Source organism: Consotaella aegiceratis, from assembly GCF_036541425.1.
In the GTDB taxonomy this organism is placed as follows: domain Bacteria; phylum Pseudomonadota; class Alphaproteobacteria; order Rhizobiales; family Rhizobiaceae; genus Consotaella; species Consotaella aegiceratis.
In genome coordinates this window covers 1-25,571 of the sequence record NZ_JAZHFT010000014.1, presented here as the reverse complement: position 1 = coordinate 25,571, position 25,571 = coordinate 1, and the positions used below count along the sequence as shown (strand labels likewise).

At 66.3% G+C, this 25,571-nt stretch carries 16 protein-coding genes and 1 tRNA gene; 7 read left to right on the top strand and 10 right to left on the bottom strand.

The genetic code is table 11. From position 1 onward, the window contains the following. The first annotated feature begins 51 nt into the window (after positions 1 to 51). Positions 52 to 429 (top strand): VOC family protein, encoded by a 378-nt coding sequence (locus SMD10_RS11595; protein ID WP_331685853.1) that lies wholly within the window; start codon positions 52 to 54, stop codon positions 427 to 429. Positions 430 to 527: 98 nt separating this feature from the next. On the opposite strand, the gene alaS is transcribed toward SMD10_RS11595, so the two are convergent. Then, entirely contained in the window at positions 528 to 3,191 is a 2,664-nt protein-coding gene (gene alaS, locus SMD10_RS11590) for an alanine--tRNA ligase (RefSeq protein WP_331685852.1), read from the bottom strand. 372 nt (positions 3,192 to 3,563) lie between these two features. Then, positions 3,564 to 4,637, bottom strand: coding sequence for a recombinase RecA (gene recA, locus SMD10_RS11585; protein WP_331685851.1), 1,074 nt, complete (start codon positions 4,635 to 4,637; stop codon positions 3,564 to 3,566). 177 nt (positions 4,638 to 4,814) lie between these two features. Here recA and SMD10_RS11580 point away from each other — a divergent pair, with 177 nt between their 5' ends. Beyond that, complete coding sequence (locus SMD10_RS11580) at positions 4,815 to 5,768, top strand: PfkB family carbohydrate kinase (protein WP_331685850.1); 954 nt, start codon at positions 4,815 to 4,817, stop codon at positions 5,766 to 5,768. Positions 5,769 to 5,775: 7 nt separating this feature from the next. Then, complete coding sequence (locus tag SMD10_RS11575; RefSeq protein ID WP_331685849.1) at positions 5,776 to 6,717, top strand: pseudouridine-5'-phosphate glycosidase; 942 nt, start codon at positions 5,776 to 5,778, stop codon at positions 6,715 to 6,717. Positions 6,718 to 6,720: 3 nt separating this feature from the next. On the opposite strand, the gene cckA is transcribed toward SMD10_RS11575, so the two are convergent. Then, complete coding sequence (gene cckA, locus SMD10_RS11570; RefSeq protein WP_331685848.1) at positions 6,721 to 9,243, bottom strand: cell cycle histidine kinase CckA; 2,523 nt, start codon at positions 9,241 to 9,243, stop codon at positions 6,721 to 6,723. Between the two features lie 321 nt (positions 9,244 to 9,564). Between cckA and SMD10_RS11565 the strand changes: the two genes are divergently transcribed. Then, positions 9,565 to 11,163: a flagellar biosynthetic protein FliO gene (locus SMD10_RS11565; RefSeq protein ID WP_331685847.1), complete on the top strand. Its 1,599-nt coding sequence runs from the start codon at positions 9,565 to 9,567 to the stop codon at positions 11,161 to 11,163. 89 nt (positions 11,164 to 11,252) lie between these two features. On the opposite strand, the gene mfd is transcribed toward SMD10_RS11565, so the two are convergent. Next, a complete protein-coding gene (gene mfd / locus SMD10_RS11560; RefSeq protein ID WP_331685846.1) occupies positions 11,253 to 14,759 on the bottom strand; it encodes a transcription-repair coupling factor in 3,507 nt (1,168 codons plus the stop codon). Beyond that, positions 14,756 to 15,052 carry an FAD assembly factor SdhE gene (locus tag SMD10_RS11555; RefSeq protein WP_331685845.1) on the bottom strand — a complete coding sequence of 99 codons (297 nt, stop codon included), beginning with the start codon at positions 15,050 to 15,052 and terminating at the stop codon, positions 14,756 to 14,758. Before SMD10_RS11555 ends, mfd begins: the two co-directional genes overlap by 4 nt. 96 nt (positions 15,053 to 15,148) lie before the next feature. On the opposite strand from SMD10_RS11555, the gene recG reads away from it, so the two are divergent. Beyond that, positions 15,149 to 17,257 carry an ATP-dependent DNA helicase RecG gene (gene recG, locus SMD10_RS11550; protein ID WP_331685844.1) on the top strand — a complete coding sequence of 703 codons (2,109 nt, stop codon included), beginning with the start codon at positions 15,149 to 15,151 and terminating at the stop codon, positions 17,255 to 17,257. Positions 17,258 to 18,101: 844 nt separating this feature from the next. On the opposite strand, the gene SMD10_RS11545 is transcribed toward recG, so the two are convergent. The 5 genes from SMD10_RS11545 to SMD10_RS11525 form a co-directional block, all read right to left on the bottom strand. Continuing rightward, a complete protein-coding gene (locus SMD10_RS11545; protein ID WP_331685843.1) occupies positions 18,102 to 19,091 on the bottom strand; it encodes an amidohydrolase family protein in 990 nt (329 codons plus the stop codon). 56 nt (positions 19,092 to 19,147) lie between these two features. After that, positions 19,148 to 19,846 (bottom strand): DUF502 domain-containing protein, encoded by a 699-nt coding sequence (locus SMD10_RS11540; protein WP_331685842.1) that lies wholly within the window; start codon positions 19,844 to 19,846, stop codon positions 19,148 to 19,150. 149 nt (positions 19,847 to 19,995) lie between these two features. After that, entirely contained in the window at positions 19,996 to 21,822 is a 1,827-nt protein-coding gene (glmS, locus tag SMD10_RS11535) for a glutamine--fructose-6-phosphate transaminase (isomerizing) (RefSeq protein ID WP_331685841.1), read from the bottom strand. A gap of 127 nt (positions 21,823 to 21,949) precedes the next feature. After that, on the bottom strand, positions 21,950 to 23,338 hold the full coding sequence (gene glmU / locus SMD10_RS11530; protein WP_331685840.1) for a bifunctional UDP-N-acetylglucosamine diphosphorylase/glucosamine-1-phosphate N-acetyltransferase GlmU: 1,389 nt from the start codon (positions 23,336 to 23,338) through the stop codon (positions 21,950 to 21,952). A 128-nt stretch (positions 23,339 to 23,466) separates the two neighbouring features. After that, the gene (locus tag SMD10_RS11525; RefSeq protein ID WP_331685839.1) at positions 23,467 to 24,204 is read right to left on the bottom strand and encodes a cytochrome c biogenesis CcdA family protein; all 738 of its coding nucleotides are present in this window, start codon (positions 24,202 to 24,204) and stop codon (positions 23,467 to 23,469) included. Between the two features lie 213 nt (positions 24,205 to 24,417). On the opposite strand from SMD10_RS11525, the gene SMD10_RS11520 reads away from it, so the two are divergent. Beyond that, on the top strand, positions 24,418 to 25,137 hold the full coding sequence (locus SMD10_RS11520) for a hypothetical protein (protein ID WP_331685838.1): 720 nt from the start codon (positions 24,418 to 24,420) through the stop codon (positions 25,135 to 25,137). Positions 25,138 to 25,208: 71 nt separating this feature from the next. Further along, positions 25,209 to 25,284, top strand: a tRNA-Lys gene (locus tag SMD10_RS11515). Positions 25,285 to 25,571: the final 287 nt, after the last annotated feature.

Sequence of the window (25,571 nt, the reverse complement as noted above, 5' to 3'; positions counted from 1 at the left end):
AAACCGGCGCGGATGCCTCCACGCCGGGTTTGTCGTTTCGGAGGAGGATCGATGGCTCACAAAAGCCGACTGGGATGCCTTGTCGTCGACTGCCAGACGACGGAACTGGAAGGCGCACTCGCCTTCTGGTCCGGCCTCTTCGGGTGCTCGGGCGAGATCGACGAAGACGGCAGATATGCCGTTCTGAAAATGCCGGACGGCGAGCCGAGAGTGCTCATCCAGGCGGTCGATCATTCGCCGCGCGTGCATCTGGATATCGAGACGGACGACAAGGAGGCGGAGGCGAAGCGCCTGGAAGCGCTGGGCGCGAAACGGATTGCCGCGATCAAGACCTGGATTGTGATGGAGGCTCCGACCGGTCACCGTTTCTGCGTGGTTGGCCCATCACGCCCGGACTTTTCCGAGAATGCCCGATCCGTCGACGGCTGATTGCGATCACGACGCCGAGACGATCGGACGACCGCTCGGATGGAATGAATCAAGCCGCCTGATCGGGAATCGGACGGCTTGATAGGCCTCCGTCCGCCTCAGGCGGCTTCCAGGGCCTGCTCCACCGCGGCGATCGCTTCATCGGCCTTGGACGCATCCGGGCCTCCGGCCTGAGCCATGTCGGGACGCCCGCCGCCGCCCTTGCCCCCGATCGCCTGGCTCGCCGCGCGCACCAGCGCCACGGCATCGAAGCGCTCGGTGAGGTCCCCGGTGACGCCGACCACCACGCTCGCCTTACCATCGGCCACGCCGACGAAGGCGACGACGCCGGACCCGAGAGAAGCTTTGGCCTCGTCGACCATGCCTTTCAGGTCCTTGCCCGATACGCCGCTCAGCACGCGGCCCAGATATTTGACGCCGCCGACCTCTCGGGTCGCCTCGCCGGCGTTGCCGCCGCCATCGCCCGCCAGCGCCAGCTTCTTCTTGGCCTCGGCCAGCTCGCGCTCCAGCCGGCGGCGCTCCTCGACGATCGTCTCCAGACGTTCGGCCGCCTCGGCGGGCGCCACCTTGAGCGTCGCAGCCATGCGGCGCACCCGGGCGTCCTGCTCCAGCAGATAGTCGCGCGCAGCGGCACCGGTCAGCGCCTCGATCCGGCGCACGCCAGCGCCGACGGCGCCCTCGGAGACCACGTGAATCAGGCCGATATCGCCGGTCGAGCGCGCATGGGTGCCGCCGCACAGCTCCATCGAATAGGTTCGGCCAGCCTTTTCGCCTTCCGTCGCCGTACCCATCGACACGACGCGGACCTCGTCGCCGTACTTTTCGCCGAACAGCGCCATCGCGCCGAGTTCGATCGCGTCGTCGACGGCCATGATCCGCGTCTCGACCGGCGCATTCTGCAGCACGATCGCATTCGACAGCCGTTCCACTTCGGCAAGCTGCGAAGGCTCCACCGGCTTCGGGTGGGAGAAGTCGAAGCGCAGCCGCTCCGGCGAGACCATCGATCCCTTCTGCGCCACATGCATGCCGAGCACCTCGCGCAGGCCCTCATGGAGAAGATGGGTGGCCGAATGGTTGAGCCGCGTGCGGCCGCGGCGCTCGCCGTCGACGATCAGTTCGAGCGCCTGGTCCGGCCTGATCGTTCCCTTGGCAACCTTGCCGCGATGCACGAACAGGCCGTCCGCCATCTTCTGCGTATCAGTGATCTCGATCTCGGAATTCTCGCCGCGCATCCGGCCGGTGTCGCCGACCTGGCCACCGGATTCCGCGTAGAACGGCGTCTGGTTGAGCACCAGCGAGATCTCGTCGCCGGCTTCGGCCGAGAAGCACTCGGCACCGTCCTTGACCACGGCCACCACCACGCCTTCGGCGCGCTCGGTATCATAGCCCAGGAACTCGGTCGGCCCGACCCGCTCGCGGATCGCAAACCAGACACTCTCGGCCGCCGCCTCGCCGGATCCTGCCCAGCTTTTGCGCGCCTCGGCGCGCTGGCGCTCCATGGCGTCCTGGAAGCCGGCGAGATCGACGGCAATGCCGCGCTGGCGAAGCGCGTCCTGGGTCAGGTCGAGCGGAAAGCCATAGGTGTCGTAAAGCTTGAATGCCGTCACGCCGGAGAGCAGATCGCCCTTCGACATCGACCGCGTCTCTTCCGCAAGCAGGGCGAGGCCCCGGTCGAGCGTCTGAAGGAAACGCTTCTCCTCCAGCTTCAGCGTTTCGGTGGTCAGCGCCTCGGCGCGCACCAGTTCGGGATAGGCGCGCCCCATCTCCGAGACCAGCGTCGGCAGGATCTGGTAAAGCACCGGCTCCTGCGCGCCGAGCAGCCGGGCATGGCGCATGGCGCGCCGCATGATCCGGCGCAGCACGTAGCCGCGGCCTTCGTTCGAGGGCAGCACGCCGTCGGCGATGAGGAATGCCGTCGAGCGGATGTGGTCGGCGATGACCCGGTGGCTCGGCGCCGCATCGCCCTTGGCCTCGGAGCCGACGGCATCCTCGACCGCGCCGATCAGGCGCCGGAAGAGATCAGTCTGGTAGTTGCTGTGCACACCCTGCAGCACGGCCGCCATACGCTCCAGGCCCATGCCTGTGTCGATCGACGGGCGCGGCAGGTCGAGCCGCGTTTCCCGGTCGACCTGATCGTACTGCATGAAAACCAGATTCCAGAACTCCAGGAAACGGTCGCCGTCCTCGTCGGGGCTTCCCGGAGGACCGCCGAACACATCCTCGCCCTGATCATAGAAAATCTCCGAGCATGGGCCGCACGGACCAGTCTCGCCCATGGTCCAGAAATTGTCCGACGTCGGAATGCGAATGATCCGGTCGTCGGAAAAGCCGGCGATCGACTTCCACAGGGCCGCGGCCTCGTCGTCCTCGGAATAGACGGTGACCAGCAGCCGATCTTTCGGTAGCGCGAACTCCTTGGTGATCAGCGTCCAGGCGAGCTCGATCGCGTGGTCCTTGAAATAATCGCCGAAGGAGAAGTTGCCGAGCATCTCGAAGAAGGTGTGATGCCGCGCGGTGTAGCCGACATTGTCGAGATCGTTGTGCTTGCCGCCGGCGCGCACCACCTTCTGCGCCGTGGTCGCGCGTTTGTAGGGCCGCTGTTCAAGACCGGTGAAGACATTCTTGAACTGCACCATGCCGGCGTTGGTGAACATCAACGTCGGATCGTTGCGCGGCACCAGCGGCGAAGACGGCACCTTCTCGTGCCCGTCCTTGGCGAAATAGTCGAGAAATGTCGACCGGATTTCGTTCACGCCGCTCATCGGAGAACCTTCGCAAAACCATCGTTATACCGTCGCTGGCGGCAACTCTTGCCCGGTCGGGAAGAGCAGCACCACCGGCGCCGGTCATCTATAAAGCAACACCCGTCCGATCCGGCCGACCAAACGGCCGTTGCCGGTCGAGAGCGCTATTTACCGAGGGGACCGGGCGCTGTCCATCCGGCGCCTGACTTTGCGGCGCCCTGCGGTTTCGACCTAGCGGCGGCTACGCGTCCACCGCAGCCCGCGCAATTGCCGCGGCCGCGTGCGATGGCGTTTCCCGCGCTGCAACGACGAAGGGCGCGACCCCTTGCATAGAGCCGCGCCCGATATCATCGTTTTCTCGGGCGCCCCGTCGGGCCGCCGACCGCGCGTCTATTCTTCGGCCGCGTCGCCCTCTTCGCCACTGTCGAGCATCTGATCGGCCAGCAATCCGGCATTCTGGCGGATCGCCAGTTCGATCTCGTTGGCCGTATCGGGATTGTCGCGCAGGAACTGCTTGGCGTTCTCACGCCCCTGGCCCAGCCGCTGGCTGTTGTAGGAGAACCAGGCGCCGGACTTTTCGACGATCCCGGTCTTCACGCCGAGATCGATCAGTTCGCCGGTCTTCGACACGCCCTCGCCATACATGATGTCGAACTCGACCTGCTTGAAGGGAGGCGCGAGCTTGTTCTTGACCACCTTGACGCGCGTCTGGTTGCCGGTGACCTCGTCGCGATCTTTGATCGCGCCGATACGACGGATGTCGAGGCGCACGGACGAATAGAATTTCAGGGCATTGCCGCCCGTCGTCGTCTCCGGAGAACCGAACATCACGCCGATCTTCATGCGGATCTGATTGATGAAGATGACCATGCATTTCGACCGGGCGATCGATGCCGTTAGCTTGCGGAGTGCCTGGCTCATCAGCCTGGCCTGCATGCCCGGCAGAGAATCGCCCATCTCGCCTTCGATCTCGGCACGCGGCGTCAGAGCTGCGACCGAATCGACGACGAGCACGTCCAGCGCACCGGAGCGCACCAATGTGTCGGTGATTTCTAGGGCCTGCTCGCCCGTGTCGGGCTGCGAGATCAGGAGATTTTCGAGATCGACCCCCAGCTTGCGCGCATAGACCGGATCGAGCGCGTGCTCGGCGTCGACGAAGCCGCAGATGCCGCCCTTCTTCTGCGCTTCCGCGATCGTGTGAAGCGCCAGCGTGGTCTTGCCCGAGCTTTCCGGTCCGTAAACCTCGACGATGCGGCCTTTCGGCAGGCCGCCGACACCGAGCGCGATATCCAGTCCGAGTGAGCCCGTAGAAACCGTCTCGACCTCGACAATCTTGTCGTTGGCACCGAGCCGCATGATCGAGCCCTTGCCGAACGCCCGCTCGATCTGCGCCAGGGCGGCATCGAGAGCCTTATCCTTGTCCAACGAATTATCCTCTACGAGACGAAGCATGTTCTGAGCCATGGGGACGGGACCTTATTCCACGCGTTGAGGGTCGACGCAATCGTGCCGTTTCCGACCCTATGTACTCTATTTGTTCTCGCTATACAAGAGATGATCTTGTTTTGTTCCCGCTCCACGAGCCGATTCGGGCAGGCCCGCCACCTAGCCAAGTGTTGCGAAATGGTGAAAAGAGACGCCATGCCTTCGTCCCATCCCGTGATTCTCCTGGCCGGCGCCGCTCATATCGACCGCCGTGCGCGCGCCGTCGATGGCTTCGTGCCCGCCGCGTCCAACCCCGGGCGCCTGGTCGCCCAGGCCGGAGGTTCGGTACTCAACGCCGGTTTGGCGCTTCGCGCGGCTGGCGCGAAGGCCACGTATCTCGGCGCGCGCGGCGGCGATGCGGATGGAGAGCTGGTCGGACAGACCTTGGCGGAGGCCGGCATTCACGACTGTCCGCTGACGTGGCTCGACCGCACGACACCGAGCTATACCGCGATTCTCGACGACCGCGGCGATCTGGTTGCCGGTATCGCCGACATGGCCCTCTACGATCTCCTGTCGCCACGGGCGTTCCAGCGCCGTCATATCCGCACGATGATCGCAGAAGCGGACGCCCTGCTGGTCGACGCCAACCTGCCGCCCAGAAGCGTCGAATATTTCGTCCGTGAGGCCGGCGCGCGGCCATCCGCGGCGATCGGCGTGTCGCCGGCCAAGGTGGTGCGGCTGAGCGGCGCGCTGCCGGACCTGTCGGTGCTGTTCGTATCGCGGGCCGAGGCCTGTGCCCTGGCCCAGGGCGACCCCGACGCCGGTGTCGGCGCCCTCGCCTTCCGTCTTCGTGCTCTGGGCTGCCGGCGCGCCGTCGTGACCGACGGGCCGCGGTCGGCAGCGATCCTGGAGGACGGCGCCGTGCAATTGCAGGCGCCCATCCCGATCTCCGATTCCATGGATGTCACCGGCGCCGGCGATACGCTCGCCGGTATCGCCCTGCTGTCGCTCTGCCGCGGCTTGTCGCTTTATGAAGGAGCCCGCCTCGGGATGGCGTCCGCGATGATCCGGATTGCGACGGGCACGCTGACGGCGACAGGCTTCGAGCGGGACGTTCCAGAGATCGCGAACGCCCTGCCGGCCCCCGAGTGCTATTTCGAAGGATAAGATTTCCATGCCCACGACCCCGCCCTTCAAACTGTCGCGCGAGGTGGCCGACGCTCTTTCCATCGGCAAGCCGGTCGTCGCCCTCGAATCGACGATCATCACGCACGGCATGCCCTGGCCGCAGAATCTCGCAATGGCCGAAAAGGTCGAAGCGATCGTTGCCGAGGAAGGCGCGCTGGCGGCGACCATCGCGGTGCTCGGCGGAGAACTGACCATCGGCCTGGAACGGCCGCAGCTCGAGGCGCTCGCCCAGACCAAGGATGCGCTGAAGCTGTCGCGCGCCGATCTGGCCTATGCCATCGCCACCGGCCGGACTGGTTCGACGACGGTTGCCGCGACGATGATCGCGGCGGCGCTCGCCGGCATCGAGGTGTTCGCCACCGGCGGCATCGGCGGCGTGCATCGCGGCGCGGCCGAAAGCTTCGATATTTCCGCCGATCTGGAGGAGTTCGCACGCACGCCGGTGATCGTCGTCTCCGCCGGGGCGAAGGCCATTCTCGACATTGAGAAAACACTTGAAGTTTTGGAGACAAAAGGCGTTCCTGTCGTCGGTTTTGATACCTCCGACCTTCCCGCCTTCTGGTCCCGCTCGTCCGGTCTGGCGGCCCCCCTGCGGCTCGATACCGCCGATGCCGTTGCATCGTTTCAGCGCGCTCGCCAGGCCTTGGGCCTGACCGGCGGCATGCTGGTCGCCAATCCGGTGCCGGAAGCCTCGGCCATCGACAACTCCACCGTCGGGGCGTGGATCGACCAGGCCCTGGCCGATGCCGACGCCGCCCACATCACGCACAAGGCCGTGACGCCTTATCTGCTCAATCGCATGTTCGAGCTGAGCGAAGGTCGCACGCTTGCCACCAACATCGCGCTGGTGGAATCGAACGCGCGTGTGGCGGCCCGAATCGCGGGCGCGTTGAAGGCCGCCGACGTGGCCGCCGGCCTCTCGTCCTAAACGCTATTCCTCGAGCATGCTTTTGACGGCGATGGCGAGGTCGCGAAGGCTGAAGGGTTTGGCGAGGAAGCCGAATTTCTCGCCTTCCGGCAGGTTCTTGGCGAAGGCGTCCTCGGCATAGCCCGAGACGAAGATGAACTTCAGGCCCGGGTGTTGTTTGCGCAGTTCGCGCAGCAGCGTCGGTCCGTCCATCTCCGGCATCACCACGTCGGAGACCACCAGATCGATCTTGCCGTCGAGCTCCTCCATCACCTCCAGCGCCTCGACGCCCGAAGCCGCCTCGTGCACCTCGTAGCCGCGCATCTTCAGCGCACGCATGTTGCCGGCGCGAACTTGGTCCTCGTCCTCGACGAGCAGGATTGAGGCGGTGCCGGACAGATCCGTCTTGGCTCCCGCCTGCGCCACGGCGCCTTCGGCACGCGGGGCCTCCAGCGCGGTCGGGATATGGCGCGGCAGGAAGATGCGGAAGGTGGTGCCCTCGCCCTCCTTCGATTCGACGAAGATGAAGCCGCCCGACTGCTTGATGATGCCGTAGACCATCGACAGGCCGAGGCCGGTGCCCTTGCCGATCTCCTTCGTCGTGAAGAACGGCTCGAAGATCCGTTCGGCGACCTGCGGCGGCATACCGGAGCCGGTGTCGGCGACCTCGACGAGAACGAAGTCGCCCTCGTTCATCTCGGCATAACCCAGGGCCTTTACCTCGTCGGACGGCACGTTGCGCGTCGAGATGGTGATCTTGCCGCCCTCGCTGCTCATGGCGTCGTGGGCATTCTTGACGAGGTTGGTGATCACCTGCTCGAACTGCCCGATATCGGCCATCACCGGCCAGAGATCGCGGGCGTGATGGCGCTCCAACTTGACCAGATCGCCGGAAATCCGCTGCAGGAGCAGGTTCATGTCGGCGATCACGTCGGTAAGGTTCAGCATCTTCGGGCGCATGGTCTGCCGCCGCGAATAGGCGAGCAGCTGGCGCACCAGCGAAGCCGCCCGATTGGCACTCTGCTTGATCAAGAGCAGATCCTGGAAGGACGGATCGCCGGTCTTGTGGTTCAAGAGCAGGAAGTCGACCGAGGCCGTGATGATCGTCAGCACGTTGTTGAAGTCGTGCGCGATGCCGCCGGCGAGATTGCCGATCGCCTGCATTCTCTGGCTCTTGGCGAACTGTTCCTCCAGGGCCCGCTGATCGGTGATATCGACGCCATACAGGATGGCGGCGTCGCCGGACTCGTCCGTGATGTCGGAGACGGCGCTCATATAGAGCTTCAGCGTCCGCCCCTGAGCGCCCGGAATCTCGGCATCGACAGGCGCGATGTCGGCTTCGCCCCGCTTGGCGGCGGAGAGAGCCTGCTTGAGGAGCGTATGCGATTCTTCGTTCAGGCCGCCGAGGATGTTGCCCCCGGTGGTCTGGCCGAACATCCGGGCGAAGGCGGCATTGGCGCGCAGCACTTGGCCGGTCTCGTCGAGCGCGGCGATCGCCATCGGCGAGGAATTGAAGAAGCGCGTGAAGCGGACCTCGGCGACCTGCAGCGCATCGGCACCGCCGGGCTCGACGCTGCGGTTGAGAACGAGGGTGCGGCTGAGGCCGACAGTGCCGTTTTCGCCGCCGACGCTGCGCAGCAGGCGGACGGGCAAACGGTGGCCGTCCGCGGTGATCAGGTCCAGATCGATCGCCTTGTCGCTCGCGTCTTCCGAATCGAGATCTGCCTCCAGAAGCGGCAGCGAATCCTCGGCGATGAAGTCGCTGATCGATCGGGTGCTCGGCTGGAAGGAGCCGAGGTCGATCTTGAGCCAGTTGGCGAGCGTCGCATTGATGTAGACGAGCCGCCCGGACCGGTCGTCGGAGAAGAATCCCGCCGGCGCGTGGTCGAGGTAGTCGATCGCGTGCTGCAGATCCTTAAAGAACGTCTCTTCCTTCTCACGCTCCGCCGTAATGTCGGCGATCTGCCAGGCGAGCAGCGGTCCGCCGCGATGAGCGAGCGGGCGCACCGACACGCGATACCAGCGCGGATCGTTGGCCGGGGCGCCGGCGAGCGGCCGCGGCAGACGGAATTCCTCCTGCCCGGACAGATTTTCGCGGGCCAGGCTGGCCAGACGATAGATCGCCTCCGAGGCGTCGGGTTCGCGCGCCAGCAGGCGCTCGATGCCCTTGACGTCGCCAGCCGAGGCCGCGCCCGTCGCCTCGCCATAGGCGCGGTTGGCATAAATGATTCGGCCACGGCGATCGACGATCAGCGTTCCGACCGCCAGGCTGTCGAGATAGTCGCGGGCGATGCCGCTGTCGGCGGCCCGACTGCCCAGTTGCACCAGCCCGAGCGCCAAGGCGAAGATCGTCAGCATCCCCACCATGGCCAGGATGGCGAACGTCACCAACAGCGCCCGGCCACCGTAGGAATTTCCGGCAAGGGCCAGCCCAGCCGCCATGACCAGGATGAATCCGCCCAGGATCAGGAGGCGGCGAATGCCGCTGGCGCTACCGGTTCGGTCCACGAGGGGCTTTTCGCCCATGTTGCCCGCTACCACTTTCATCTGGTCCTTATGGTGATCTGCTTCCTGCGGCCGCATCTTGGACCGAAAAGGCACGACAAGGCGAGTACCGCAACGGCGCCCGGCCGCGTCCGGCCGAGCCTGTTATCTCGGCGACATCTTTTGGTTGCAATACGGATGATTTCCCTCGAGTGTTTTGCCCTAAGCTCTTGACACTTCGCAGTTGCGCAACTCATCCCATGCCCCACATGGTGCGGAAATTCAACGGAGCGCTCGCGGCCAGCTGCCGCCGATGATCCGACTCGGAACGAAAATGAGGACAAAACGATGCGAGCTTGGCTTGTAGAACTCCTGGGAGAGGGCTTGGCTCAAATCGTTTGGACCTTCATGGCCGCCGCCATCGTCATCGGGCTGGCTCTCGTCTCGGTCTGGATCATTCGCAAGTTTTTCACCGGCTCGCTACGCGCCGGCGCCAAGGGCAAGCAGCCGCGACTCGGCATCGTCGACGCCGTCAACATCGATCCGAAGCGGAAGCTGGTGCTGATCCGCCGCGACGATGTCGAGCACCTTCTTCTCGTCGGCGGGCAAAACGACATGCTGGTGGAGCCTGGAATCGCCCGAACCGGCAAAACCGCCAAGCGGCAGCCGCCGCTGTTCTCCGAACCCTGGCCGGACCTCGCCGAATCCTCGGCGGACGACGTCGCTACCGGCGCTCCGCCGCAGGCCGCGCCGCGACCGGCCCGTCTGAAGCCGGAAGCGCCCGTCCCGGCGACGCGGCGCCCGGAACCCAAGACGCAACCGCCCCAGGTCACGGCGGCAGCGGCGGTTGTCACCGAGCCGAGCGTGGCGCCGTTGCCGACGATCCTACCGGCGGAGACGCCCACCGCTCCCGTCGAGTGGCCGGTCTTCTCGGCTCCCGAAGAGGCCGAAGAGCGGGACCCCGACGATGCCGATGCGTCCCATGCCGATGCACCGTTGCCGTCGGTCCAACCGGTTGTCCCGGACGAGCGTGTCGCCGCGCCGGCTGCCCGGCAGGAACCGTCGTCGGCGCCGGCCAGCCCGCGCCTAAGCGCGCCGCGGCAGCCAGCGGCACCGGCCCCCTCGTTTCTCCGCTCCCGCTCTGTGGAAGGCAGCGATCAAGCGCCGGCAGAACCGGTGCGCCCCGCCGCTCCTCCACGTCCGGTAACGACACCGACCTGGCCGCAGCAGCCGGTAACGGCACCAGCCAGGCAGGCCGAACAGCCGGCGATATCGGCGGGCGACCGTAGCGGCCGTGTCGGGGCGAGTGCGACACCGGCGCCGGTGTCGCAGCCCTCGGCGGTCGCTGCGTCTCCGCAGGCTGGGGAGCCGCGCCGCGATGCGGCACGCGTTTCGGCCGAACCCACCGCGCCCACGGAGGAACAGCGCGAGCCGTTCGTCCCTTCCATCAAGCCGGAGGATTCGTTGCTCGACGGGGCCGATACGGTCGGTCGAGGACCACTCTCGGTTCGCAGCTTCGTCACCAACGTACAGCAGAGCCGCAGCCGCGAAGGCTCGCCAGCGCCGGCCGTCGAACCGCGGCCGCTCGACCTTCGCCCCAGCCGGCCGACATTCCCGCCGCGCCGCGAGCCACGGATCGAACCCGAACTGCCGCAGCCGCCTCGGCCTCAACAGAGCGCGGCGCAGGAAAGCCCCGTACCCGCCGCCGACAGCCCGATGCCCGCGCGGCCGCCTCAGCCCGACGTCCAGCCGCGTCCCTCGCTGGCCCGGCTCTTCACCGAGGATGCTGACGATCCGATCTCGCCCTCGCGCACGGCGGCCGGCGCGTCGTCGCCTCTGCAGCAGCCTTCATCGCAGGAGCCTGAACCTGCAGCGTTCACCGACGGCGAAACGAAGGGCACCGCGTCGCGGCCGAAGACGCTGGAAGAGGAGATGGAGGCGCTGCTGGGCGACTTCTCGCTCGACGCGCCGGAGCGCCGCTGAGAATCTCTGGCGGGACCGGGCGGCAACTGCCGAGCGGCCGCACGCATCTGCTGCACCGGCGGAGTTTTCCGCCGGTGCCATGACGACGATCAGGCGGCTTGCTGGTTGGCCTGTTCGGCGAACTTGGCGAGTTGTGTCGCCACCACGGCCGCCCCGTTCAGGCGCTTTTCGGGCGTCGGCCAGTCACGCTGCAGCACGATCGACTGGTCGGGCCGGATCTTCGCCAGAACACCCTGCTCGCCGATATAGCGGACCAGCGCGGCCGGATTGGCGAAGCTCTTGTCGCGGAACTGGATGACGATGCCCTTCGGCCCGGCATCGAGCTTCTCGATGTTCGCCTGCCGGCACAGCGCCTTGACGAAGACCACCTTGAGCAGATGGTCGACTTCCGTCGGCATCGGTCCGAACCGGTCGATCAGCTCAGCCCCGAAGGCATCGATCTCGCGCGGGTCGTCGAGATCGGCCAGGCGGCGATAGAGGCTCATGCGAAGCTGCAGATCGGGCACGTAGCTCTCGGGGATCATCACCGCCGTGCCGACGCTGATCTGCGGCGACCATTGGCCATCCGTCGCGGCCGCGTCCCCCTTCATCTCGGCGACAGCCTCCTCCAGCATCTGCTGGTAGAGTTCGAAGCCGACCTCCTTGATGTGGCCGCTCTGCTCCTCGCCGAGCAGATTGCCGGCGCCGCGCTGGTCGAGATCGTGACTGGCGAGCTGGAAGCCGGCGCCCAGCGTATCGAGCGACTGCAGCACCTTCAGCCGGCGGTCGGCGCCAGCCGTCGGCGTCTTGTTTGCCGGAATGGTCAAGAGCGCGTAGGCGCGTTGCTTGGAGCGCCCGACCCGGCCGCGAAGCTGATAGAGCTGGGCGAGGCCGAACATGTCGGCGCGATGCACGATCATCGTGTTGGCCGACGGGATGTCGAGCCCGGATTCGACGATGGTGGTCGACAAGAGCACGTCGTACTGGCCGTCGTAGAAGGCGTTCATGATGTCGTCGAGCTCGCCGGCCGGCATCTGCCCATGAGCGACGGCGACCTTCAGCTCCGGGACGTGGTCGTCGAGAAACTCCTTGATGCCTGCGAGATCGCTGATCCGCGGCACGACGTAGAAGCTCTGCCCGCCGCGATAGCGCTCGCGCAGCAGCGTCTCGCGCACCACCAGCGGATCGAAGGGCGCGACGAAGGTCCTGACCGCCATGCGGTCCACCGGCGCGGTGGTGATCAGCGACAGTTCGCGCACGCCGGTCAGCGCCAATTGAAGCGTGCGCGGGATCGGCGTCGCCGACAGCGTCAGGACGTGAACGTCAGACTTCAGCTCCTTCAGCCGTTCCTTGTGCTTGACGCCGAAATGCTGCTCCTCGTCGACGATGAGCAGCCCGAGGTTCTTGAAGTCGACGCTCTTGCCGAGCAGCGCGTGGGTACCGACGACGATGTCGACCGTGCCCTCCTTGAGGCCTTTCTTGGTGGCCGTCAGATCCTTCGCCGTGACCAGACGGGACGCCTGGCCGACGGTCAGCGGAAGGTCGCGGAAACGCGCCGCGAAGGTCTTGTAATGCTGGCGGGCGAGCAGCGTCGTCGGCACGACGACGGCAACCTGCAAACCATTCATGGCCGCGACGAAGGCCGCGCGCAGCGCCACTTCCGTCTTGCCGAAACCCACGTCGCCGCAGATCAGCCGATCCATCGGCCGGCCTTCGGCGAGGTCGTCGACGACGGCGTCGATCGCCGCCATCTGGTCGTCGGTCTCTTCATAGGGGAAGCGCGCGGCGAACTCGCCCCACAACCCGTCCGGCGGCACCAGTTTCGGCGCGCCGCGCGTCATCCGCTGGGCGGCAAGCTGGATCAGGGCTCCCGCCATATCGAGCAGGCGCTTCTTGAGCTTGGCCTTGCGCGCCTGCCAGGCCCCGCCGCCGAGCTTGTCGAGCACCGCGTCGGAGCCCTCGCCGCCGTAGCGCGACAGAAGCTCGATGTTCTCGACCGGCAGGAACAGCCGATCCTCGCCGGCGTAGCGCAGCTCGAGGCAATCGTGCGGCGCGCCAGCCGCCTCGATGGTGCGAAGGCCGACGAAGCGGCCGATGCCGTGGTCGACGTGGACGACGATGTCGCCCTCGTTGAGCCCGGTGACGTCGGAGATGAAGTCCGCGCCGCGCTTCTTGCGGCGGCCGCGCCGCACCAGCCGATCGCCCAGCACGTCCTGTTCGCCAATGACGGCGAGATCGCCGGCCTCGAAGCCCGCCTCAATGCCCAGCACCGCCGCGGCGACCTTCGACTTGTCGAGCGCCAACGCCTCGGAGAGCGATTCCACCGGCGCCAGGCCACCGAGACCATGCTCTTCCAGCACTTGGCAAAGGCGGTCGCGAGAGCCCTCCGACCATGCGGCGACGACCACACGCTTGCCGCTGGCGCGCTGGCTGGCGATATGCGCGACGGCCGCCTCGAAGACGTTGACGTCGCCCGCCTGGCGTTCGCCCGCGAAATTGCGGCCGCGCACGACATCGAGATTATAGGTTTCCGGCGTTCCGGCGTCGGTGGTGGCGTAGGCCGACAGTCGGATCGGATCGGCGCTCGCCAGCCCGCCGGCCAGCTCGTCCTCGGAGAGATAGAGCGCGTCCGGCTCGACCGGATGGTAGGGCACGCTGTCGGCGGAGCCCTCGGCGACGCTCTGGCGGCGCGCCTGGTAGTGATCGTCGATGGTCTTGCGGCGCTCGCCCACCGCCTCGCCGACCAGATGGTCGAGCACCACGGTGAAGCCCGCCGCATAGTCGAACAGCGTGTCGAGCTTTTCGTAGAACAGCGGCAGCCAGTGCTCCATGCCGGAAAAGCGGCGGCCCTCACTGATCGCCGTATAGAGCGCGTCGTCGCGCGCCGGCGCACCGAATCGGCGGACGTAGTTGGAGCGGAAACGGCTGATCGTCTCGTCCTTCAGCGCCACTTCGCTGACCGGCGACAGTTCGAAGGTCTTGCGCTGACCGGTGGTGCGCTGGCTCTGGGGATCGAAGGAGCGGATCGTCTCCAGCGTGTCGCCGAAAAAGTCGAGCCGCACCGGCTCCTCTTCACCCGGCGCGAAGAGATCCAGAATGCCGCCGCGCACCGCGTATTCGCCGCGCTCGCGCACCGTGGCCACCCGCTCGAACCCACCGCGCGTCAGCACCGCGATGATGGCGTCCATGGCCAGCCGGTTGCCGGCGCGCGCCGAGATCGACTCGGCCTGCAGCACTTCCAGAGGCGGCATCTTCTGCAACAGCGCGTTGGCCGTGGTCAGGATGATCGCGCGGTGCGGGTTCTGCCGCAGGGCGCCGATCGCCGCCATCGCCGACAGCCGGCGTGCCGCCGCCTCGCTCGACGGGCCGACGCGGTCATAGGGCAAGCAGTCCCAGCCGGGCAGACCGAGCACCGGAAGCTCCGGCGCCACGAAGCGCAAGGCATCTTCCAGTTCACCCATGCGGGCGCCGTCGCGCATGACGAAGACGATCGGCGCCTCGCCGCGCCGCCTGGCGATCTCGGCCAGCAGGAAGGCGTCATAGCCGTCCGCCACATGCCCGATCGTCAGGCCGCCGCCGGCCGCCAGTGCCTTGTCGAGTTTGGCCGGAAGGCTCATGACTGTGCGACATCTCCCACGGCGTAGAACTGCTTGATCCGCCGGAACAGCGGCGTGTCGTATTCTTCCGGCGCCGGTTCGTTCTGGGCCAGCCAGGAAAACAGCGTCACGTCGGGAAGTTCCATCAGGCGCTCGTAGTCCTCCAGCTCGGAATCGGGCAGGTTTGCGATCTCGGCGTCGGCGAAACGGCCGAGCACCAGATCCATTTCGCGGGTGCCGCGATGCCAGGAGCGGAACAGCGCCTTGCGCCGGCGGACGTCGAGATCGCTCGAAGAGCGCTCAGTACCAGTCATCGTCTTCGTCTCGTTCAAGGGATGTCGTCTCTATATAGGGAGCGATTTCGCCTGTCAGCCTTGTCTCGCCGCTCGGGTGGGATAAAGGTCTCGCCCATGCGCCCGTCCACGCTCGATCCGCTGTTCGCTCCGGTGTCCGTTCTAGGCGGCGTGGGGCCGCGCGTCGCGGCTCTTCTGCAAACCCTGCTCATGCCGGCCGGGGCACCGGGCGAGGCGCGGGTGCGCGACCTTCTGTTCCACCTGCCCTCGGGCGTGGTCGACCGGCGCCAGCGCGGCGAGATCGCCACCGCCCCGGAAGGCTCGATCGTCACGCTGACCGTGCGCATCGACCGTCACCAGGCGCCCAATCGGGCGGCCAAGGGCGCGCCCTATCGGGTGTTCGCCGACGACGAGACCGGCGAGATCGCGCTGGTCTATTTCCGCGGCCAGCCGCAATGGTTGGACAAGCTGCTGCCGGTCGGCGAGACCATGCTCGTCTCGGGCCGCGTCGAATGGTTCAACGGCCGGCCGCAGATGGTGCATCCGGATTTCGTCTGTCCTCTGGACGAAGCCGATTCAATGCCGATGGTCGAGCCGATCTATCCGATGACGGCCGGCCTGTCGCCCAAGGTGCTGCGCAAGGCCGTGCTGTCGGCCCTGGAGCGCACGCCGGCGCTGCCCGAATGGATCGACGAGAGCGTCGTTTCCCGCCAGACCTTTCCGAATTTCGAGGAGGCGATCGATCGGCTGCACAATCCGGCCGATCCGTTGTCTGTGGCGCCGGAAAGTGCCGCCCACCGCCGCCTCGCCTATGACGAGTTCCTGGCCGGCCAGCTGGCGCTCGGCCTGTCGCGCCAGCGTATGAAGAAGGCCAAGGGGCGCAGTCTGGCGGGCGACGGCCATTTGCGCCGCGCCATCCTCGCCGCCCTGCCCTTCCGCTTGACCGACGCCCAGGATCAGGCGCTGAACGAAATCTTCGCCGACATGGCGGAGCCCGACCGCATGCTGCGGCTGCTCCAGGGCGACGTGGGTTCGGGCAAGACGGTGGTGGCGTTGATGGCGATGGCGGCGGCGGCGGAGGCTGGCGCGCAGTCCGCCCTGCTCGCGCCGACCGAGATTCTGGCGCGCCAGCACCATGCCGGCCTCGTGCAGCTCTGCGAGGCGGCGGGACTTGAGATGGTGCTTTTGACCGGACGTGACAGCGGCCGGGCACGCGCCGAAAAGCTCGACGCGATCGCTTCCGGCCGCTCCCAGATCGTCGTCGGCACGCACGCACTCTTCCAGGATGACGTCGTCTATCACGATCTCGGCCTTGTCGTCGTCGACGAGCAGCACCGCTTCGGCGTCCACCAGCGCATCAACCTGACCCGCAAGGGCCAGCGCCCGGACCTGCTGGTGATGACGGCGACGCCGATCCCGCGCACGCTGGTGCTTGCCGCCTTCGGCGACATGGACGTCTCGCGTTTGGCCGGCAAGCCGCCGGGACGCCAGCCGATCACCACGGTGGCCGTACCGGACGCCCGGCTTTCCGAGATCGTGGCCAGGGCTGGCCAAGCGATCGACCAGGGCGAGAAGATCTACTGGATCTGCCCGCTCGTCGAGGAGTCGGAAAAGAGCGATCTGACCGCCGCCCAGGAGCGCTACGAGAGCCTGCGCGCCCATTTCGGCGACCAGGTCGGGCTCGTCCACGGGCGCATGAGCGGCGAGGAAAAGGACGCCGCCATGGCCGCGTTCAAGGACGGCCAGACCCGCCTCGTCGTCGCCACCACGGTGATCGAGGTTGGCGTCGACGTGCCGGACGCCACGATCATCGTCATCGAGCACGCCGAGCGCTTCGGCCTCGCACAGCTGCATCAGCTGCGCGGCCGGGTCGGGCGCGGCTCGAAACCGTCGTCCTGCGTGCTGCTCTATCGCCCGCCGCTCGGCGAGGTCGCCAAGGCTCGCATCGCGGTGATGCGCGAGACCGAGGACGGCTTCCGCATCGCCGAGGAAGACCTGAAGCTGCGCGGCGAAGGCGACCTGCTCGGCACCAAGCAGTCCGGCCTGCCGGGCTTCAAGATCGCGCGGCTGGAGCACCACGCCGACCTTCTGGAGATCGCGCGTGACGACGCCCGCATGATCCTCGCCAAAGATCCGGAGCTCCAGACGCCCCGCGGCGAGGCTCTGCGGACGCTGCTCTATCTATTCGGGAGAGACGAGGCGGTGCGGCTGCTGCGCTCGGGGTAGCTGCCCCACTCTAGGCCGAGGTGGGGTGGCCGGATAGCGCTCCCATGTCACTCAGTTCGCCGTAACTGTCGCACTCGCGCCGAGGATCACTATCTTCGGCCGATTGACGTAGAGAAATGGCATCTGAAGTAGCTTCTTTACATGGATCGGAGGAGCGAGCTGTGCCTGTTGTGCCGGCACGCGCGCCGTCCGCGTGCTTCTGTGATCCCCCAGAATCCGTCCGGCCGCTTCGTGATTGACTCATGTGCCAACCTTTTGATGGAGATGTCGTATGTCAGAGAAAAATCTGGAGTTATTTATTGATCTCTCTCGAGATTGGCATGAAAGCTATGCTGGTAGGCAGAAAATAGAGTGGCAGGTAACCGTTGCACTTTGGGCGGTGTTGGCATTTGGCATCAATTTTACAACCGATAAAGATCTTGGCTGGGAGGTCTGGCTTGTATACATCGCTGTCTTGGTCCATGCGCTATGGGTGCGAGGCACCTGGAATGCACATCGTCTTGATCGACATAAACGCAACTATTGGGCATCCTGCGCTGAAGCTGCTGTCAAAGGCGAGTTGCTGCCTACGGAACCCAACTTTGAAAGGCTAGGTCGCCAGAAGTCGTGGACTATGCCATTTCTCGATTGGTCTTTATGCTTCCAGATAGCGTCGACTTTCATGCTAGCGACATGCATCGTATTAATATCGGGGACTACTAGGCCTCTGCCCTCGTCGATCGAGGCCTGTACGAACTCTACGTCCGCTTCGGCTGAAGATTGACCCCTCCCATCTCGCGGGAGGAATGATCATCGCTTCAGCATCCGCGTCGCCTTCGCCGCCAACCGTGTCCGGGAGCGGTTCTCAGCCCCGGCGGATGTCGGCGACGAGCCGGTCCCAGTTGCCGTGCGCGATCGCGGTCTTATCGGTGTCCGACAGGTCGGCCGTTTCCAGAAAATGGCGAGCGCCGCCGTCCGGCGTGAAGACGTAAGGGTAGTCGGCCGAAAACAGGATGCGCTCGGGACCGAGGACCTCCATGGCCCAGCGCAGATAGCGCTGGCTCCACACGCCGCTCGGCGTGACCGAGACGTTGTGCCGGAAATAGTCGGAGATCGGCCGGTCGAGCTTGGCCGGGCCGGTCAGATTGTCGATCCGATCGAGGAAGAACAGCACCACCTCGCCCCAATGGCCGGTGATGAGCTGGAGATCGGGAAAGCGATCGAACACGCCGGCCAGCACCATGCGCAGAATCTGGATGCCCGTTTCGTAGTGCCAGCCCACCCCGAAGGTCGCCAGTCCCATTCCGAGGTCGCCCAGGCCGCCATAAAGCGCCTCGCGGACCTCGGGTTGCGGCGACTGCGGGTGGATGTAGAGCGGCGCGCGCAAGGCCGCCGCCGTCTCGAAGATCGGCCAGTTGTCGCGATGGTCGAGATTGCGCTCGCGCGTGCGGCCGAACAGCATGCCGCCGTTCAGGCCGAGGCTCCTGACCGCGCGTTCCAGCTCCTGCGCGGCCGCGTCCGGGGCGGGCGCGGCCAGCGTCGCGAACCCCTGGAAGCGATCGGGCCGCGCCCGCACCGTCTCGGCCAGCAGGTCGTTGGTCGCGCTCTGCAAGGCTACGGCGTCCGCCGGCTCCAGGCCGTGCAGGCCGGCGGCCGTCAGCGACAGGACCTGAACGTCGACGCCGCTCGCGTCCATGTCCGCACTGCGCTGGTCGCCGAGATCGGCCAGCCGCGCTCCGATCTCGCCGCGCTCCGAAATCTGAAAGGCCGGGTCGCGCCAGCGCGGGTCCAGCCCGCGCCATGCGGACAGCGCCGCAGGCGTGACGAAATGCTCTTCCAGGCCGACGATCTTCATGAGGGGACGCTTTCGACACATGCCGCAGCCCGGCGGCGTTCAGTCTCGCCGGCGGGCTATTCCGCCAGTTCCGTCGCGCGTGGCCGGGGCCGCATCTGGGCTTCGACCTCGCGCGAGGCTTCCTTGACGCTCTTGACCTGGCGCTCACGATCGGCGGTCACCAGCCCGGCCGAGATGATCAGCTTGGCCGCCTCCTCGATCGTCATGTCGAGAATGCGCACGTCTTCCTTCGGCACATACAGCAGGAAACCGGATGTCGGATTCGGCGTCGTCGGGAGAAACACGGCATAGGCCTCCACCCCATCCTCGGCGAAGATCGTGGCCACCTCGCCCCGCGCGCTGGTGGCGATGAAGGCAAGCGACCACAGACCCTTGCGCGGATATTCGATCAGGCCCGCCATCTGAAACGACGACGCGCGGTCGGACAGCACCGTCTCGAAGATCTGCTTCAGCGCCGTATAGACGGTTCTGACCAGCGGCATGCGCCCGAGCAAATGCTCGCCCCAGCCCAGCACCGTACGGCCGATCAGGTTGGCGGCCAGGAAGCCGACCAGGGTGATCGTCACCAGCGCCACCAGAAGCCCGAAGCCGGGAATCGGAAACGGCAGATAGGTGTTCGGCGTATAGCGGGCGGGAATATAGGGCGTCACCCAGCCATCCACCCACTGGACGAAGGACCAGGTCAGCCAGATTGTGATCGCCAGCGGGGCCAGCACCACGAAACCGGTCAGAAAATACGTGCGAAGCCGCGTCATGCCGGCAGTCACCCTCTCGAGAGCATCACCTTGCGCGGCAGGCCGCTGCAGCTCCGCTCGATGTGCGGATCCCTCAACATCTCTTTCTATTGACGGCGTTTTTCAAGTCCGGCTCTGTTGCAGGGCAGCATTTTCCTGATCCAACCTGATCACTCGACCGTGACCGACTTGGCGAGATTTCTCGGCTGATCGACGTCGGTCCCCATGTGAACCGCCGTGTGATAGGCGAGAAGCTGCAACGGAATGGCGTAGACGATCGGCGTCAGGATCTCCGGCATCGCCGGCAGGACGATCGTCTCGGCGTCTTGGACCGCGCCGCTCTTCGCGCCCTTCTCGTCGGTCAAAAGGATGATGCGCCCGCCGCGCGCCACGACCTCCTGCATGTTGGAGACCGTCTTTTCGAACACGCGGTCGCTCGGCGCCACCACCACCACCGGCATGGTATCGTCGATCAGCGCGATCGGACCGTGCTTCAGCTCGCCGGCGGCGTAGCCCTCGGCATGGATGTAGCTGATTTCCTTCAGCTTGAGCGCGCCCTCCAGCGCCAGCGGATAGGAAAAGCCGCGTCCCAGGAACAGCGCATGCCGCTTGGTCGCCATGTCGTGCGCGAGCCGTTCGATACGGGCGTCCAGCCTGAGCGCGGCATTCGCCAGCCTCGGTGCCTCGGCCAGCGCCTCGGTCAGCGCCAGTTCCTCGTCCGTGCCCAGGACACCGCGCTCTGCGCCCGCGCGCACGGCGAGCGCGGCGAGCGCGATCAGCTGGCAGGTGAAGGCCTTGGTCGAGGCGACGCCGATTTCCGGCCCGGCCAGCGTCGGCCAGACGAGATCGGATTCGCGCGCGATGGTCGATTCCGCCACGTTGACGACCGCGGCGGTCGTCAGCCCTTCGGCCTTCGCATGGCGCAGCGAGGCAAGCGTATCCGCCGTCTCGCCCGACTGGGAGACGAACAGCGCCAGATCGACGCCGTCGAGCGGACTTTCGCGATAGCGAAACTCGGAGGCGACATCGATATCACAGGGAATGCGCGCGTAGCGTTCGAAGAAATAGCGCCCGGTGAGCCCGGCATAGTAACCGGTGCCGCAGGCCGAGATCGCCATCCGGCGCACCTTGGTAAAGTCGATTTCCTGGCCCATCGGCAGCCGCGTGCGGCCGCTGGCCATGTCGACGAAGGCCGAAAGCGTATGCGAGATCACCTCGGGCTGCTCGTGGATCTCCTTCTGCATGAAGTGGCGGAAATCGCCCTTGTCGACATAGAACGTCCGGCCCGTCGCGCGGCGGACCGGCCGCGTCACCGGATTGCCGGCCTCGTCGAAGATCTCGGCGCCCTGGCGCGTCAGCACCACCCAGTCGCCGTCCTCCAGATAGCGCACGGCCTCGGTAAACGGCGACAGCGCGATCCCATCCGAGCCGAGGAACATCTCGCCCTCGCCGTCGCCGACCGCCAGCGGCGAGCCCCGCCGCGCGCCGATCAGCAAATCGTCGTGGCCCTCGAAGACGAAGGCGAGCGCGAAGGCGCCCTCCAGGCGGCCCAGCGAGCGCTGCACGGCGGCCTGGGGGCTGGCCCCGGCGTCGAGTTCGCGCGTCACCAGATGGGCGACGGTCTCCGTGTCGGTCTGGCTTTCGAAGCTGTAGCCGTCCGCTTCCAGTTCGGAGCGCAGCTCGCGGAAATTCTCGATGATGCCGTTATGGACAACCGCGACCTTGGGCGTCGCATGCGGATGGGCGTTGCCCTCGGTGGCCGCGCCGTGCGTCGCCCAGCGGGTATGGCCAATGCCGATGGCGCCTTCGAGCGGACGCTGCGCCAGCACGCGTTCCAGGTTGACCAGCTTTCCCTGGGCGCGCCGCCGCGTCAGCCGGCCGGCTTCCAGCGTGGCGACGCCCGCCGAATCGTAGCCGCGATATTCCAGGCGTTTCAGAGCGTCGACCAGTCGCCCGGCCACCGGCTCACGGCTGACGATGCCAATGATCCCGCACATCGCGTTCCTCCGTGTGGTCTCGATCCGTGTGGTCTCGATCCGCGTGGTCTCCAACGACCTCGACCTTCATACACGGCGCGGTCGTCGTCGAGCATCACTTTCCATATACGATGGTGAACAGCCGGTCTTACGATGCCGGCTTGCCGGCCTTGGCCTTGCGCGCCGTCTTGGCCGCCTTCGCGGCCTGGGCGCGCTCGCGCACCGCCTTGCCCCGGCCTTCCTTGTTGACCTGGCGGGCCCGGCCGAAGGCCAGCGCATCGGCCGGAACGTCCTCGGTGATGGTGCTGCCCGAGGCGACATAGGCGCCCTCGCCGATCGACACCGGGGCGACGAGCGAGGAGTTGGAGCCGATGAACACGCCGGCGCCGATTTCGGTGCGGTGCTTCAAGGCACCGTCGTAGTTGCAGGTGATGGTGCCGGCGCCGATGTTCGACTTCGCCCCCACCGTGGCGTCGCCGATATAGGTGAGATGATTGACCTTGGCGCCTTCGGCGACGACCGCATTCTTCACCTCGCAGAAATTGCCGACCTTGGCGCCGGTCTTGAGGTCCGCGCCGGGTCGCAGCCGGGCGAAGGGGCCGACCGAGGCGCCCTCGCCCACCACCGCGCCCTCGACATGGCTGAAGGCATGGATGACGGCACCGGTCTCCACCGTCGCGCCGGGACCGAAGACCACGTTCGGCTCGATCGTCACGTCGGAGGCGATCGACGTGTCGTGGGCGAAGAACACCGTTTCCGGCGCGACCAGCGTGACGCCGGCCAGCATCATCTCGCGGCGCTTGCGTGCCTGCCACGTCGCCTCGACGCGCGCCAGCTCGACGCGGGAATTGACGCCCATCACCTCGTCCTCAGCCGCCTCGATGGCGCGCACCGTGCCGCCCGCGGCGCGGGCGATGGCGACGATGTCGGTGAGATAGTATTCGCCCTTGGCGTTGTCGTTGCCGACGCGTTCGATCAGATCCAGCGCGACCATGCCGCGGATCGCCATGACGCCGCTGTTGCAGAAATTGAGCAGCCGCTCGGCCTCGCTGGCGTCCTTGTCCTCGCGGATCGCCATCAGCTGCCCGTCCGCCTCGATCAGCCGTCCGTAGCCGGTCGGGTCCTCGGCACGGAAGCCGATGACGCAGATATGGGCGCCGGCCAGCAGCGCCGCGCGGGCCCGCGTCAGCGTCTCGGGCCGAATGAGCGGCGTGTCGCCGTAGAGGATCAGAAGATCGTCGAAGCCTTCCTCGATCGCCCCGCGCGCCGCCAGCACGGCATGGGCGGTGCCGAGACGCTCGGTCTGCTCGTGGGTGGACACGCGGTCGGCATGGGCCTTGCGTACCTCCGTCTCCACCTCCTCGGCATCGCGGCCGATCACCAGCGCCAAACGGTCCGATCCGGCCGCCGCCGCGGTATTGGCCACATGGCGAACCATCGGCAGACCCGCGACCTGGTGCAGGACCTTGGCTTTGGCGGATTTCATCCGCGTTCCTTCGCCGGCGGCCAAGATGATCGACAGGCAGGTTCGGGGCATGAGATGCTCTCGCAGAGGTGATTCGATGGACCGGCGCAAACGCGCCGGGCGGCGATCGCTATATCACGATCGCTCGATGTTGAGGACGTTCGGCAGGACAGAGCGCGACCGGAGACGGTATGCCGCCGCTAGCCGATCGTCTGAAGCGCGGGAAAGGTTTCGAGCAGCCAGAAGGACAGGGTCTGCATCCCGCCGGTGAGAAACAGCACGCCGGTGACGACCAGAAGTCCGCCCATCGCCTTTTCGACCACGCCGAAATAGCGGCGGAAGCGGGTCATCATCTTCAAAAACGCTCCCGAAAAGGTCGCCGCGAGCACGAAGGGAATGCCGAGCCCGGCCGAATAGAAGGCGAGCATCAGCGCGCCCTCGCCCGCTGTGTCGTGAGCGCCCGCCAGGCCCAGGATCGCGCCGAGCACGGGACCGATGCACGGCGTCCAGCCGAAGGCGAAGGCCAGCCCCATCAGATAGGCGCCAAACACGCTGCGCGGTTTGTCCGGCGAGCGCAGCCTGAGTTCGCGCGACAGCATCGAAAGGCGGAACACGCCGAGAAAATTGAGGCCCATGACGATGATCAGGATGCCCGCCGCCACGCCGAGCCAGTCGAGGTTGCGCCGAAGCATGAAGCCGATCGAGCTGGCGCTGGCGCCCAGCAGCACGAAAACCGTCGAGAACCCGAGAACGAAGACGATCGCCGTCCCGATCAGCCGGCCATAACCGAGCCGCAAAGCCGGCCCATCTTTCAGATCGTCCACCGTCACGCCGGCCATGTAGCACAGATAAGGCGGCACCAGGGGCAGAACGCATGGCGACAGAAAGGACAGTGCGCCTGCCAGCACCGCCGTCGGATAGGAGACGTCCGAGATCATCGGAGCATGCCTTTCGTTGAACCATCGCCGTCGGCCGCCGTTTCCGCCGCAGCGGTGGGTGTCTCGGGGACGGCGATCCGCGAACGACCACCTTCTATCGGTCGCCGCCCTGCGCGGCAAATGGCTTCGCGGTGGCGGAACCAAAGTTGACAAACCGTGTTGGATTTAGATGCTGCACCGCAGCATTCCCTTTCCACGAGATGCCGAGTGCCCATGCGACCGAGACGCCTGTTCGCCCTCGTTTCTCTGGCAAGCCTGTCGCTGATCGGCCTTTCGGGATGCATGGTTCCCAACGAGTTCAGCTCGGTCGAGCGGGCGCGCCAGTCGGTTCTCGGATTCAGCAAGGACGATGTCGTCATGTGCGCCGGCTTTCCGACCCGCACGCGGGTGAACGACGACGCCGGCACCGAGATCTGGAGCTACGAGTTCGACGAGAAGAACGGCGGCGCCACGGTCACGGCGCCTCTGGTCTTCGGGCTGGCTACGCCGTCGATCAACTATTCGTCGGGCGGCGATTGCAAGGTGCAGTTCCTCTTCATCGACGGTCGCGTGCGCCGGCTGGCCTATGCCGGCGACAACGACGCGGCCAGCGGCCGGGACACGCTGTGCGCTCCGGTCATCGACGACTGCGTGAGCTACGCCGACCAGAACTCCGCGATCCTGGCACGGCGCCAGGCGCGATTGGCGGCCCGGTCCATCCGGACGCCGGACGAATTGGCGACGACGGCTCCTCAATCGACCCAGAGCGAGCTGACGACCGGCAGCATCGAAGAGCCGGCCCCCGCGTCGCCGGCTGCGTCCGCCCCGGCATCTACAAGCGGCACGACGGCCGGCTCGCAGGCCACGACATCGGCCTCCGGCACCACCGAAACGGACGGCGCGCCGATCCGCCTTCGCACGGGCGACGGAAACGAGGTTGATGCTCCCTTGTGAAATGGCTACAAGGCGGCATCCTGGCGCAGGGGCAGCGGCCCGGCCGGCTGTTTCCGCCGGATGTCATGGATGAGCGCGTAGCTCAGTTGGTAGAGCAACTGACTTTTAATCAGTAGGTCCAGGGTTCGAGCCCCTGCGCGCTCACCAGTGATTTCAATCACTTAGCCGATAGACGATGAGAACGAGACGGGAACATGGGGCGTCATGTGAGCCGTCACACGTCACACATGTGATTTTCGTGTTCGCGGGGCGTTCACACGAGAGTTGCTAGAGCGGGATGGCTATAGGCGGAATCGGGCTGGGATTCCCTGGGGGCTGGAAATGTGATTCACCATACGGGCTGGAGTTGGAGGCCAGCACGGATGGCGCGACCCTATTCGATGGATTTGCGAGCTCGGGTGGTTTCGGCGGTGCTGGAGGGCGGTCTGTCGCGC